General features: G+C 63.6%; 17 protein-coding genes and 2 pseudogenes. 8 read left to right on the top strand and 11 right to left on the bottom strand.

Annotated features, from left to right (window positions below; genetic code table 11):
- Positions 1-3: 3 nt before the first annotated feature.
- The 6 genes from rimP to pspF all read right to left on the bottom strand — a co-directional run bounded on the left by rimP (position 4) and on the right by pspF (position 3,843).
- The gene (gene rimP, locus BM052_RS11170; protein ID WP_091146709.1) at positions 4-564 is read right to left on the bottom strand and encodes a ribosome maturation protein RimP; all 561 of its coding nucleotides are present in this window, start codon (positions 562-564) and stop codon (positions 4-6) included.
- A gap of 346 nt (positions 565-910) precedes the next feature.
- On the bottom strand, positions 911-1,216 hold the full coding sequence (locus tag BM052_RS11165; protein WP_255406085.1) for a JAB domain-containing protein: 306 nt from the start codon (positions 1,214-1,216) through the stop codon (positions 911-913).
- A gap of 29 nt (positions 1,217-1,245) precedes the next feature.
- Entirely contained in the window at positions 1,246-1,749 is a 504-nt protein-coding gene (locus tag BM052_RS20095; protein WP_218151547.1) for a hypothetical protein, read from the bottom strand.
- A gap of 29 nt (positions 1,750-1,778) precedes the next feature.
- Positions 1,779-2,102 (bottom strand): hypothetical protein, encoded by a 324-nt coding sequence (locus tag BM052_RS11160; protein ID WP_255406084.1) that lies wholly within the window; start codon positions 2,100-2,102, stop codon positions 1,779-1,781.
- A 74-nt stretch (positions 2,103-2,176) separates the two neighbouring features.
- Entirely contained in the window at positions 2,177-2,692 is a 516-nt protein-coding gene (locus BM052_RS11155) for a helix-turn-helix domain-containing protein (RefSeq protein WP_091146707.1), read from the bottom strand.
- Between the two features lie 113 nt (positions 2,693-2,805).
- On the bottom strand, positions 2,806-3,843 hold the full coding sequence (pspF, locus tag BM052_RS11150) for a phage shock protein operon transcriptional activator (RefSeq protein WP_091146705.1): 1,038 nt from the start codon (positions 3,841-3,843) through the stop codon (positions 2,806-2,808).
- Positions 3,844-4,007: 164 nt separating this feature from the next.
- Between pspF and BM052_RS11145 the strand changes: the two genes are divergently transcribed.
- The 6 genes from BM052_RS11145 to BM052_RS11120 all read left to right on the top strand — a co-directional run bounded on the left by BM052_RS11145 (position 4,008) and on the right by BM052_RS11120 (position 6,427).
- The gene (locus BM052_RS11145) at positions 4,008-4,202 is read left to right on the top strand and encodes a hypothetical protein (protein ID WP_091146702.1); all 195 of its coding nucleotides are present in this window, start codon (positions 4,008-4,010) and stop codon (positions 4,200-4,202) included.
- Positions 4,199-5,089, top strand: a complete 891-nt coding sequence (gene pspA, locus BM052_RS11140; RefSeq protein ID WP_091146700.1) for a phage shock protein PspA — start codon at positions 4,199-4,201, stop codon at positions 5,087-5,089. The genes BM052_RS11145 and pspA overlap by 4 nt, the downstream gene beginning before the upstream one ends.
- Before the next feature lie 93 nt (positions 5,090-5,182).
- Entirely contained in the window at positions 5,183-5,572 is a 390-nt protein-coding gene (locus BM052_RS11135) for a PspC domain-containing protein (protein WP_091146698.1), read from the top strand.
- Positions 5,573-5,610: 38 nt separating this feature from the next.
- Positions 5,611-5,895 (top strand): hypothetical protein, encoded by a 285-nt coding sequence (locus tag BM052_RS11130; protein ID WP_091146696.1) that lies wholly within the window; start codon positions 5,611-5,613, stop codon positions 5,893-5,895.
- On the top strand, positions 5,892-6,182 hold the full coding sequence (locus tag BM052_RS11125) for a hypothetical protein (RefSeq protein ID WP_091146693.1): 291 nt from the start codon (positions 5,892-5,894) through the stop codon (positions 6,180-6,182). Before BM052_RS11130 ends, BM052_RS11125 begins: the two co-directional genes overlap by 4 nt.
- The gene (locus BM052_RS11120) at positions 6,179-6,427 is read left to right on the top strand and encodes a hypothetical protein (protein ID WP_091146691.1); all 249 of its coding nucleotides are present in this window, start codon (positions 6,179-6,181) and stop codon (positions 6,425-6,427) included. Before BM052_RS11125 ends, BM052_RS11120 begins: the two co-directional genes overlap by 4 nt.
- A gap of 362 nt (positions 6,428-6,789) precedes the next feature.
- On the opposite strand, the pseudogene BM052_RS11115 reads toward BM052_RS11120, so the two are convergent.
- Positions 6,790-8,125: pseudogene (locus BM052_RS11115) on the bottom strand (IS1380 family transposase).
- Between the two features lie 242 nt (positions 8,126-8,367).
- Between BM052_RS11115 and BM052_RS19480 the strand changes: the two are divergent.
- On the top strand, positions 8,368-9,189 hold the full coding sequence (locus BM052_RS19480) for a hypothetical protein (RefSeq protein ID WP_143084814.1): 822 nt from the start codon (positions 8,368-8,370) through the stop codon (positions 9,187-9,189).
- 145 nt (positions 9,190-9,334) lie between these two features.
- Here the strand turns inward: BM052_RS19480 and BM052_RS19475 are convergent.
- The 4 genes and pseudogenes from BM052_RS19475 to BM052_RS11095 form a co-directional block, all read right to left on the bottom strand.
- Positions 9,335-9,493 (bottom strand): annotated as a pseudogene (locus BM052_RS19475) (IS701 family transposase); the annotation flags it as partial.
- A 19-nt stretch (positions 9,494-9,512) separates the two neighbouring features.
- Positions 9,513-10,784, bottom strand: coding sequence for a TolC family protein (locus BM052_RS11105; protein ID WP_091146686.1), 1,272 nt, complete (start codon positions 10,782-10,784; stop codon positions 9,513-9,515).
- Positions 10,781-10,984 carry a YgaP family membrane protein gene (locus tag BM052_RS11100; protein WP_091146682.1) on the bottom strand — a complete coding sequence of 68 codons (204 nt, stop codon included), beginning with the start codon at positions 10,982-10,984 and terminating at the stop codon, positions 10,781-10,783. The genes BM052_RS11105 and BM052_RS11100 overlap by 4 nt, the downstream gene beginning before the upstream one ends.
- Positions 10,985-11,016: 32 nt before the next feature.
- A complete protein-coding gene (locus tag BM052_RS11095; RefSeq protein WP_091146680.1) occupies positions 11,017-12,297 on the bottom strand; it encodes an NAD(P)/FAD-dependent oxidoreductase in 1,281 nt (426 codons plus the stop codon).
- A 101-nt stretch (positions 12,298-12,398) separates the two neighbouring features.
- Here BM052_RS11095 and BM052_RS11090 point away from each other — a divergent pair, with 101 nt between their 5' ends.
- The gene (locus BM052_RS11090) at positions 12,399-12,737 is read left to right on the top strand and encodes a rhodanese-like domain-containing protein (protein WP_091146677.1); all 339 of its coding nucleotides are present in this window, start codon (positions 12,399-12,401) and stop codon (positions 12,735-12,737) included.
- The last annotated feature ends 1 nt before the right edge of the window (position 12,738 follow it).

Genomic DNA, 12,738 nt, shown 5'->3' with positions numbered 1-12,738 from the left:
GGCTTAGTCTTCCTGTTCCTCGAGAATCTCGTCGGCGCCGCTGGTATCCAGCGGGCGGGTTGCGGCAATCAGCTTGTCGGTCAGGACCAGCCGCGCGGAATGAACGTCGGCAAGCGAAAAGGCTATGCGGCCGGACTTGCGGTCGTCGAACAGCACGGTCTCGCCTTCCAGGCCGGCGAGCTCGCCATGGAGCGCCTTGCGGTTGCCGTCAACCGGCGCCGTCAGGTTCACCTTGGCCTCATGCCCCGCCCAGTTGACGAAATCCTTGGGACGGGTCAGCGGACGGTCGATCCCTGGCGAGCTGACCTCGAGCCGATAGGCCTCGTCGATCAGCACTTCGCCGGCTTCCTCGATCGCATCCATGCGGTCGGAAATGCGGTGCGAGAGCTTCACGCAGTCATCAAGCACCAGTTGGCCGGTCGCCGGGTTCTCGGCCATGACCTGCAGCGCGATCTCGTCGTCGCCGACTTCGCTCTTGCCGAAGATTCGCACGCGCACGAGATCGAAGCCGAGGGCCTTGACCTCGGGCTCGATGACTTGCGTGATGCGGGCGATATCGGCCACGCGGGAAACTCCGGTTAAAAACGATGCATTGACGCCGCATCGATGCAACGCGGTTTCGCGCCAGCCCCTTCCGGCGCCAGCCCGAACCTTGTTTCACCAATGTCGGGATAGGGGCCAGATAAGCTCATTGCCCCAAAAAGGCAAGAGGCCCGATGGCGCGCCATTCCGCTCGCCCTTCTCCATGGAACCTGCGTGCGCCGGGTACTTTTCCCGGCGCACGACAGGCCGCCACTCCCCCGGGGGCCTCCACCCTGCCCAAGCCCGAGTCGAGGCAGGCTCGCGGGCAAGGTTCCCGGCGCCCGTACAAACCCTGTGCCGGCCTGTGCGGGCGCGGGAATTTCGCGATCTACAGCATCAAGCCAGCCCTTCGCATGCTCACCGCGGACCGGCCGCCGACCACGACATGATCCAGGAATTCAAGCTCCGTCGCCCGCGCCATGGCCGCCAGCGCGCGCGTCGAGGCGACGTCCCGCGCGCTCGGCCACGGAATGCCGGACGGATGATTGTGGACCAGCACGAAACCGCTCGCATCGAGCGTGAAGGCATGTTCGAACAAGAGCCGATAGCGCGCCGAAATCGAGCGCGGCCCACCATCGCACCGAGCCAGATGGCCACAGAGATCTCCGGTCCCGTCGAACAGCATCTGGAGCATGACCTCGCGGCGCAGCCGTCCCAGGTGCTTTACGAGAATTTCGAGTAACGAGGCCGAGACCGGCCGGACGCAACAACTGCCCGGGACCAGTTCTGCCAGGAGGGATCGCAGCCATGGCGCCGCACCCGGCGCAGGTGCAGCACCGTTCCCGCCAGCATGGCGATCATCGCCCCGAACGTTGGCGCGCCGCGCATCACGGCATAGACGAATGGAGGGATGCCGATATCGGCCCACCTCGCGAAGTGCGCGCTCAAACTCAGGATTTGCAACGATGTCGCCCATATGGGCCAGATCCTCCGGGCCTGCAAAGCGAGAAATCCGAATCCGATGGTCCCCGTCACGTCCGTCGACAGCGATATTGGATCGACCGACGTGAAATGACTTGGAAGAACGCGCACTGCCCCGACCTGCCACACGCACATGCCGAAAATGAGGAAACCGCCCGCCCTTTCGGGCGCGCCGCCTTTCCAGATGGAGAGCACAATGCTGAGGGTCAGAACCAGGAAAAACACGAATTGTTCCGGGTGTTCCACCTCAGTCCCCTTGCGTTCGCATGGCCGGTTCAGACAACGCCGCGCGCCCGCGCCATGTTGCCGTCAAGAAGCGCCGTTTCGGGGCATTCAGCGGCAATGTCCATGGTTTCGGCCAGCTTCGAAAGATCGCTGTGCGCCCGCACGAGTTCGGAGCGCGCCTCCACCAGGCTTTTCTGCATCGCGGCGACACGCGCCAGCGGGCGCTGTCCGTGGACCGCGGCATTCTCCGTGGCCAGGCGCGCGCGGGCCATTTCGGTGAGCAATTCCCCGGATTTCGCAAGCAGTTCGTCCATGCCGTCCTCAACCGATTTGATACTGCGCGCGATCCGCATGCTGGCAATTTCAGAATTCATGTCTTCGTCTCCGACTGCGCTGGAGCGCTCGTTCCCGATCGAAGGCGATTTTTTGCGCGGGTGCGGTTTACCAGTTATATTAACTTGCCCAGCGCGTTCGCAATCGCCAGCACCGAGGCCAGCGTCATTGCCATGATAAGCGCCAGGACGAAGATCGCGGCCACCCGTCCGCCTCTTCCAAACCTCGCATCAAAGGCCTCCAGGCCTGTCGGTCTGACATTCTCGCCATCGAACCAATCCGGATGCCGCCGCATCGAGGCGGTATCGGAAAGGACGAAGACTGGATCGGCCGGCAGGTCCTGATCGCCATCCTCGATATCCTGGCTATCAAGGTCGACACGGGATAATCCACATGTGGTTTTGCCACATTGTTCCAGCAGCTGGGCATAGCGGCGCGCGGTGTCCTTGCGATTGGCGGTTCCCCACTTTTCGCGCACGGCATTGATCCGCTGGTCCACCGTATTCGGCGCGATGCCCAGTTCCCGCGCAATTTCCTTGGTGGTGCGGTGCATCACCAACAGATCGAGCACCTCGGCCTGCTTGAGCGTCAGGCTTTCCAGGAGTTCAATCGGGGGGATTTGTTCGGACACGGTGGCGGTGACTCGTTTTCATTCCGCTAGTGGATACAGCAACAGGCCGGCCGGGCCAAACGGGCAGGCAACAATCAGAACGCCGCGCGCGACCGGTACATCCTGCGCGGCGACTAAGCGGCACTCGTGACATTTTCGTGCAGGCCATGCTTCTTCATGCAATGGCGCAGCTGATCGTAAGTGAGCCCCGTCGCCGCGGCAGCCCGGCGCTGGTTCCAGCGATGACGATCGAGCGCATCGCGCAACAGTCCGCGCTCGTAAGCCTCCACCGCCATGCGCAAGTCCTCCGGGATCGGAACCGCAGCCCCGCGCGGTAACGACGCCGCCGTACCGACGGCCGGATCGGCAGACGGCGACACCTGGCGCGGCGGCTCCTGCCACGGGCTTTCGAAAGGATCGAAAACGATCTCCGCGATCGGCTGGTCCTCCCGCCCCCAGCGGTAGACCGCGCGCTCGACGACGTTGCGCAGCTCGCGCACGTTACCCGGCCAGCGATGCGCTTCCAGCACTTCCAGTGCCGATTCGGCGAATCCCGGCCAACCGTCCCACTCCAGCTCGGCCGCCATGCGCCGGCCGTAGTAGTCGGCCAGTTCGAACACATCGCCCTCACGCGCGCGCAGCGGCGGCAGGGTAATCACCTCGAAACTGAGCCGGTCGAGCAGATCGGCCCGGAAGGTGCCTTCCTCTGCCATGCGCGGCAAGTCGGCATTGGTGGCGGCGACGATGCGCACATCCACCGTCACCGGCCGCGAGGCGCCGATGCGCACGACTTCGCCGTATTCGATCGCGCGCAGCAGCCGTTCCTGGGCCGCCATCGACAGGTTGCCCAGCTCATCCAGGAACAGGGTCCCCCGATCCGCTTCTTCGAAACGCCCGGCGCGGGCGCGGGTGGCGCCGGTGAAGGCGCCCGCTTCGTGCCCGAACAGCTCGGCCTCGATCAGCGTCTCGGGCAGCGCGGCGCAATTGAGCGTCACCAGCGGCTCGCCCCAGCGCGGCGAGAGGCGGTGGAGCCGCTGGGCGATCAGTTCCTTGCCGGTCCCGCGCTCTCCGATCACGAGTACCGGACGACGGATCGGGGCGGCGCGGCTCGCCCGTTCCACGGCGTCAAGAAAAGCCATCGACTGGCCAATGAACTGAACGTCACGCTCCATTCCAAAATATTAGCGTGAATTCCCATTGATTGGCAATTCATCTTCGCTGCAGATCCCGGGCAAAAATGCGAATTCCGCGAAAATCCGCCACCCCAGGCATTTGGCACACCCCTTGCTGAAAGCCGAGGCATCAAGTGAGTTCAGGAATTTCGAGGGAACACCCCATGCAATCGCGCAACGCCGATACCGCACCAGCCGCACGGTCCATCCGCTCGACACTGGCCCGCACGAAGCTGGATTGGGCCATCATCATCAGCCTGCTGGCGATGGGCGCGTTCAATCTGGCGGTCATGGCCGACCAGTTCGGCGCCACCAAGGCCTATGCCGCAACGCCGGCCTGCGGAGCCTCGCTTGCATGAGCAGGCTCGACGCGGAAATCGAAATCCTGCAAAATCCCGGCCAAGGCACGCGGAGCGACAAGCCCTTCGGGGCTTTTGTTCCCCGCGCCGGCACCCGTTTCTACAACCCCGCCGACGATAGCGATTATCGCCCCGGCCAGTCGCATTTTCGCCCGACATCCATAAAAGGAAACATCAGGATGGGTATCTTCTCGCGCACCCGCGACATCATCGCCGCCAACTTCAACGACTTGCTCGACAAGGCGGAAGACCCGGCGAAGATGATCCGCCTGATTATCCTCGAGATGGAGGAGACCCTGGTGGAAGTCCGCACCAGCAGCGCGCGCACCATCGCCGACCAGAAGGAGCTGCGCCGCCACGTCGGCAAGCTCGACAAGCTCCAGGCCGACTGGAGCGACAAGGCCCAGCTCGCGCTCAGCAAGGACCGTGAGGATCTCGCCCGCGCCGCCCTGCTCGAAAGGAAAAAGGCCGCCGAGATGGCAGACCAGCTGCGCACCGAGATCGCCGTGCTCGACGACGCCCTGCGCGCCTACGAGGAAGACATCGAGAAGCTGCAAAGCCGCCTGCGCGAAGCCCGCAGCCGCCAGTCGTCGATCGCCGCTCGCTTGCAGAGCGCCGAGAATAGAGTCAAGCTGCGCACCTTGCTCTCGAGCGAGCGCGTGGACGAAGCGATGGCCCGGTTCGACCAGCTTGAGCGGCGCGTGGACTACGCAGAAGGCCGGGCCGAGGCGATGAGCCTCTCCGACCGGCGCCAGCCCACGCTCGCCGAGGAAATCGCCGCCCTCGCCGACGGCGACAAGATCGATGCGGAACTGGCCGAGATGAAGCGCGCGATGGGTCCAGGCGGCCAGGGTGCGCTACGCGAGGCCGGCGATCCGTCCGAATAACGCAAGCGCGCTTGCATCCCGGAAGCGCGCCCCGCCCTTCAAGGGCGACGGGCCATGACCGGGACGTTGTATCTTCAAGGGAAGGGAAAACCAGTGTCACGCGGACAATTCTATCTCGACAAGTCGAACGCCAAACTGGCCGGCGTATGTTCGGGCATCGCCGACTATACCGGGGTGGATACGTTCTGGATTCGCCTGGGCGCGGTTCTGCTCACGCTGTTCGGCTTCTACCTGACGATCCCGATCTACATCGCCGTCGCCGTGCTTGCCGACAGCCGCCCCATGGCCCTCTACAGCGAGGCCGAGGAAGAGCGCCTGCTGCGCCGGATGGAGCGCCGCCGCGCCCGCCAGGGCTTCGGCCGCTCGCGCTCCAGCCGCCTGCGTTCGGACCTGTCGGACCTGGACCGGCGCATCGCCGACATGGAAGCGCACTATTCCAGCAGCAGCTCGCGCCTGGCCGCGGAAATCGACAGTCTGCGTTGAACAGCCTCCGCTGAAGCGAAAACCACAGGGGGACCGAAATGGACCATGGAACTCTCGCGCTGCTGATCCCGCTCGCGCCGTTCATCATCGGCGGCTTCGCGATCTGGACCCGGCACCAGCGCCGCATGGCCGAGCTGCACGCCCAAGCCACTGCAGAGAAGGCCGCGCAGTACGCGTCGCACTCGCGCGAACTCGAGGAACGCGTGCGCGTGCTTGAGCGGATCATCACCGACGGCGGCTATGACACCGCGCTCCAGATCGAGGCCCTGCGCGACCAGCGCGAGGTCGAGGCCCAGCGCGCGCCCAGCGAGACACGCCAATGAGCCCGGGAGACGTCATGGCGTTCACGGCGCTGATGGTCGCGCTCATCACCGTCGTGTCGATCCTCGCCGGGGCCTACAAGCGCCACCTCGCGTACCGGGAGCGCAAGCTGGAGATCATGGTCGGCCAGACCGCCGAAAAGGCGGCGCAGTACGCGGCGCATAGCGCCCAGCTCGAAAATCGCGTGCGCGTGCTCGAACGTATCATTACAGATGGCCGCAGCAGCGACATCGCCATGCAGATCGAGGCGCTGCGCGACATCGAACCGACAGAGGCCACCACCCAATGAGTTTCTGGAACGCCGTCGTCGTTCTCTTCGCGATCGGGTGCTTCACCTGGCTGCGAATGCAGAAGTACCGCGCGCTGGGCGACAAGTCCGGCGGACGCCAGGGCTACGACCACACCGCCCGCGAACACGAACTGGAACGCGAGGTAGAGGAAATGCGCAAGCGCATCGCCGTACTCGAACGCATCGCCACCGACGAACGGCGCGGCAAGGACCTCGCTCGGGAAATCGAATCGCTGCGCGATTGAAACCCGCCTGAAGCGTTGTCAGACGGGATGCTGGATGCCGGACGGCGGCCTGGCCATGGATTTGGCCGCCATGACCACTCTCGGCACGCGGCGGAGGCCAGTCGCGTGATCGAAAAGAGGGTGGCGAACGGACCTACCGATCAAGCGAAACACACCATAATCACCAGTGTGATCCCGACTATGAACAGCCAACTAACCGCTCTTATTCGTGACGAAGTTGTTGCCGGGGAAGATCAGTTGTTGGCGGCAGCAGGCGGGTGAGCGAGCCGAGTGCCTCCGCTGCGTCTTTTTCACCGCGGATGTTTGATGGCTTGCGGGGTTGGAGGACGGGGTTTGGACGTTCGGCGGCACGGCCGCGCCGGTTAAGTCGGGGCTGGTTTGAGAGCGGCGGCGACGGTGCGGAAGGTTTCGGCATCGGGGCAGGCTGACGCGAAGGCTACCCTGATGCGGGAAGCGGTTTCGATGACGCGGGCGGCAACCTTGAGCAACCGCAGGCGCAACGTCGCGAACTCGGCGGCGGCCAGCGCGGTTGCCTTGGGGATTTCCTGCTGGATGCGCCACAGCAGCCAATAGGCGGCGGTGTGCAGGATGAGCCGCATCTGATTGGCGTTGGCCGATCGGCACGAAGTGCGATCACTGGCGAGCTGGGTCTTGTGGCGCTTGATCAGGTTCTCGGCCTGACCACGGGCACAGTAGAGCGTATCGTAGATGTGCTCGGCAGAACCATCGGTCAGCGAGGTCACGACATAGCGGATGTCCATGCCCAGCGTGCTGGCCTCGATCCGGGCGACGACGCGGCGCTGGCACTTCCAGCTTTTTGCGCCGTAGCGGGTTTGGGCATAATTGCGCAGCACCGGGTCCTTCCTGATCGCCCGCTTCGTCGCGCAGGCATCGGCAGCGGTGACGATTTCGTGATCGGCGCGCAGCACGGCGTTGGTCGGCAGACCAAGCACGTAGTCGACGCCGTGCGCCTCGCACCAGGCCATGACCTCAGGCCGGCCGTAGTGCCCGTCACCGCGGATCGTGATGTGTGTGTCTGGCCAGTGCCTTTGGATATGGCGCACCAGGCGCCGGATATGCCCGGTCGCCTCTGCACCCGACGGCGTCTTGCCGGTGCGCAACAGCATCGCCACCGGCCGGCCGGTTGCCGTATCGTACACATGGATCGGCAGGAAGCAGCGCTCGCCGTGATGCCCGTTCCAGAAGGAGAGCTGCTGGTAGCCGTGAACCACGTCACAGGTGTAGCTTCGCTGGCCTTCAGCTCGTCGATGTCCAGGGTCACTGCCTTGGGCGGGGCCGGATAGCTCGCGCAATAGATGTCGACCATCGCGGCCATCAGCTTCGCCAGCTCGCGCGTGGTCGGTGCGTTCTCCCACCGGCTCATCGTCGGCTGACTGGCAAGCCCCACGCCCGATCCCGGCAGCTTGCCCAGCGCCAGGCGAAACCCCGGATCGTCGCGCACGCAGGCGCATCGAGGTCATCGGCGTCCTCGTAGCCGCAGGCGATCGCAAAGATGCGCGCACGCAGAATGTCGTCCAGCGCATGGATCACCCGTGATGGGTCACGCCGATCGGCCATGCAGGCGGCAAGCTGCTGGCAGATTCCCATCTCGCGCTCAGCTTGCGCCAGCAACAAAACACCGCCGTCAGACGTGAGCCGGCCACCGTCGAAGGCGGCTGTGACTTTCTTGCGCTGCACTGCTGGAAACCAAAACCGGGCGCGCTATCTTCGCATCCGGCGGGTGTAGGCTGTGGCATTTATTGCCTCGTTGCAGGACTGGCTTCGACACCCATTTTCCTACTTCAAAGCAATCGCTTACGCTACTCCCGCCAACCCCTCAGCACCGCACCGGTGAATATGATGGGCTAAAGACTTAATTGCCGATCCATTACCCTTTTTGGATTTTTGGAGTCGGCAAACAAAGATCGTGGAGGAATCACATGGGGACGACATTCACAGCTATCGAACGAGCATTTCTCGTTGGAGCGGCAATATTGGCGACGATATCTGTCTCGGTGAAGTTTGTCCCTAAACCGGCTGATACGGTTATGTCTGCCCCGGAATTGTTCGATCAGGCTTTGGCCCGCATTGACAATATTGACACCGCAGAAGCGGAGGTAAGGCGATGGGCCGGGAATAATGCTACCCCCGTCGCGACTGCATATGCGATTGAGATGCTGCTGCGAAAACGGTTCTATCATTCCTATTCATACTATTCTGTATCTGATGATTGGGTTCTATGGCTCGCCTCGTTTCTTCGGTCAGATGTGGCACAGAAAGTGGAGCCTGATGACATTTTGAAACAACCTTGGGCTGGATGTAGTCAGCAAGCCATCGTGGCTCAGGTGCTTTTGAAAAGATTTGGATTCAGATTTGCAACACTTGGCACGTCTGATCCAAAACATTTTACGAGTATCGCTAGCCTGAACGGCATTTGGTATTATGTGGATTCGTGGGATGGTGTTGGACGAAGGAGATTTGGCCCGATATCATTCGGTTTTCTCAGGTCTGGGCTCGCGAATTCGCGGTTCACTGGCGCATATTCGGCTAAATGGCTAAGTGCGATCACCTCAGGTCATTTTGTTATCAAAGATATAGATCGATTACCTGGACACCATTTGCGTTCATTTCATTCTTTGACTCGGTTTATCAGTAAATTTGGTTGGGTGCTATGTTTGCTCGGATTTGCCGCCGCTTGGATGCTAAGGGTCGGGCTGCCTGCGATGAAGAACGCCGGTGTGTTGATCGCCGCTGAGAAGTGACCCGGGAGGGGCACAAATTTGAGCTGAGCATTGCTGTCAACGCGGGGATAAAATGGGGCCCTTGAGTGCCAGCGGGAACCCCCATGTCATCGCACGCACTTTGCCCTGCGCGACGACCAGCGCGCGCCTCGACGATCGCCTCGGAACCGAGAACATAGCCTCTGCAGGCTCGGCGCAGCGCCTGTTCAACATCGCCGACACCATGCACCGCGTCTGCGGCAACCCAGGAGAACGGCACTTCGGCTGCCAGCGCACGCTGTATCATCTGAACGGCCAAGGCCGGCTTGGTGGCGAAGATTAAAGCATCGCCGTCTCCTCCATCTTCAGTAACGGCCCATCAGGCTGAGCAGGCGGTAGGCCGCAACGATGCGATCTGTGCCGGCCTGCAAGGCGCCTGCCTCGGCAGCAATCGATTCGCGCTCGGCATCGAGCAGGTCGAGCTGCGGCTTCATGCCGACCCGAACCTCGTGTCGCACGCTGTCGAGCGCTTGCGCCGCGGCGCTTGCCTGATCGGTTGCCGCCTGTTCGACCAGTTGCGCCGTGCGAACATCCTGAAAGGCAGAGATGACCTGCTCTTCGACCTGCATCCGCATGGCCCGCACCCGCGCATCGGCTGCCCGGACACTGCTATCCGTCTCGGCGACCTTGCCCGACGCTCGGCCGCCGCTGAACAATTCCCAGCGTGCACGGATGCCAATGGTCGCGCTGTCCGCCCGGTAGTCGGGGAAGGACTGGTCGCGGACGGTGGCCCCCTCCGCGAAGGCGCCGACCGTGGGCAGGCGCTCGGCCCGCGCGCCGCGCGCCGCGGCCTGAGCCGCGCGCAGGCTGGCCTCGGACTGTGCCAGCGCGGGATTGTTGCGGGTTGCCGCGTCCATCGCCTCGTCGAGCGTGGCGGGAAGCACGGGATTGGACGGGAGCGGCTGGAGATCTGCCGGTTCAAGGCCGGTCAGGTTCCGAAAATGCGCCTGTGCCGAGACTTGCATGCCCCGTGCGCGGGCAAGCCCGGCGCGCGCCTCGGCAAGACGGGCACCCGCCTGGGAGACATCGGTACTGGGGCTCTCGCCCACGCGAAACTTGAGGCGGGCCTGACGCTCGATCTCGGTCGTCTGGGTAACGAGGCGGCCGTAGAGATCGACCATGCGGGCAGTGGTCAGCACGTCGCCATAGGCCTGGGTCACCGCCATCACGAGCCGGCTGCGCGTGCCTGCCTGCCCCGCCTCGGCGCCGGCGATGCCGGCGCGGGCCTGATCGATCCCGGCGCCGACCCTGCCCCCGGTGAAAAGGGGCTGCTCGACCGTCATCTGGGCGGCGCGGGGCGTCACGTTGGCCGCGCCGAGGCCGAAGAAGCCCTGCGGATCGAGGCGGCCATAGCCGATCGTACCGCTGAGCGTCGCGGTCGGCAGTCGGCCGGCCTTCGCCTGATCGAGCCGCGCTCTGGCCGCATCCGCATCCGCGTCGGCCGCGGCAATCTCGGGCGCATGCGCGATGGCCGCGGCAAGCGCTTCTTCAAGCGTCGTCGCGTGCCCCACGGTGCTCAGCGCCAGCGGAGCGGCAAGCCATAGCATCAGGCGCGCAATGCGGCGCTTGCTCGTCATTTGAACGCGGTGCCCGGACGGACGCCCATCGCCTTGAAAACTATCGCTGCCGGACAGAAGCCAGTGAAGCCGGCCTGGATCATATTGACCCCGGCAAAGGCACTGAGGCCGATCCACCAGGGATGGACGGTGAAGGACAGCACGATCCCCAAGAGGACGACACAGCCTGCGAAAATCATGACGGCGCGATCGAGAGTCATTGTGTTTTTCCTTTCCGTGTCGAACGAGGCGGTCACATCCGCAGCTTCTTGATGCCCATGACGTGGAGCGCGAGCTTCTCGTAGAAGGGTTCGCTCTCGCCCCTGCGCACCTTGCGGAGGAAGTATTTCTCGAAGCCGATCTTCGCGAGATGGACCCACTTGCCGCTGGCCGACCAATTGACGTTGCGCGGCGGAATTTGCGGCTGTGCGACGAAGGCGACGCCGCCATCGCCGAAGTCAGCCAGGCAAACCGCGTTCCAGGTCGCTTCGGTCGTGGGTTCCCTGCCGTCGAGTATCGCATCGAGATTGGCCGCGATCGCGGTCACCATGCTTTCGATCATGAAGCCCGTCTTCGGCACGCCGACCGGCACCGGCGTCGGCCCGGTGGGCGGGATCGCGACGCAGACACCGAGCGCAAAGATTTCCGGGAAGGCCGGGTTGCGCTGATGCTTGTCGATCAGGATGAAGCCGCGCGGATTGGTGAGGCCGGCGATGTCGCGCACGGCGGGAACGCCCCGGAAGGCCGGGAGCATCATCGAGAAGGCGAACGGCAGGTCGTGGGTCCGGGCGACAGCGCCGCCCTCGGCGATTTCCTCGACATGCATCGTGCCCGCCTCGACCCTGGCGACGCTGGCATTGGTGACCCATTTGATGTGCCGCTCGCGCAGCGTGCTTTCGAGCAGGCCCTTGGTGTCGCCGACGCCGTCGAGGCCGAGATGACCGATATAGGGCTCGGCGGTGACGAAAGTCATCGGCACCTTGTCGCGGATCTTGCGGCGGCGGAGCTCGGTATCGAGGATCAGCGCGAACTCGTAGGCCGGGCCGTAGCACGACGCCCCCTGCACCGCGCCGACCACGATCGGCCCGGGATTTTCAACGAAGCGGTCGAAGGCTTCGGCTGCGGCCGAGGCATGCGCGGTCTGGCAGATCGAAACGGTATGACCGCCATGCGGCCCAAGCCCTTCGATTTCGTCAAATGCCAAATCAGGTCCAGTTGCAATTACAAGATAATCATAATTGACATCGCTGCCATCATTGAGTTCGAGGCGCTTTTCAGTCGCATGCAGGCGCTTCGCGCCAACCGAGGTGAAGCCGATCTTCTTCCTGGCGAAGATGGGCGGCAGGTGCACCTGGATGGCTTCGGGCTCGCGCCAGCGAACCGCGACCCAGGGGTTGGAAGGTATAAAGGAATAGGTGTCCGATTCGGACACCATCATCACCTCGGCCCGGCCCTTGGCAGCCGCCTGGATTTCATAGGCTGCGATGGTGCCGCCCAAGCCCGCGCCCAGCACCACGATCTTCGGTTTGTTCATGATGCTCGTTCCTCTCACCGCGAATATCTCGCTTGACTGAATATAATGATTACATGATATATGCAATATACAAATTGATAGCTCAGCGATGGAGACCCACCATGTTCGGATTCGGCAAGGCCAAGGCGCACCGGGAGATCGATGCGCAGACCCTCAAAGCAATGCTGGCCGATGGTTCGGCGCTCCTCGTCGACGTGCGGGAACCCGACGAATTCGCCGCCGAGCATATCAAGGGTGCAGTAAACGCCCCGCTTTCGAAATTCGCACCGCGTAATGTTCCGGATGCAGCGGGCCGAACGATCGTGCTCCAATGCGCTGGCGGCAAGCGGTCGGGCCTCGCGCTCGACCGCTGCGCCAGCGCGCAGTCGAGCATCGATACGCATCTCGCGGGCGGTATCGGCGCCTGGAAGGCCGCCGGCCTGCCGGTCGAACGCGGCTAAG

It is taken from the genome of Novosphingobium sp. CF614, from assembly GCF_900113255.1.
Lineage (GTDB): Bacteria > Pseudomonadota > Alphaproteobacteria > Sphingomonadales > Sphingomonadaceae > Novosphingobium.
The sequence above is the reverse complement of the archived record's forward strand: the minus strand, read 5'-3'. Positions and strand labels throughout refer to the sequence as shown.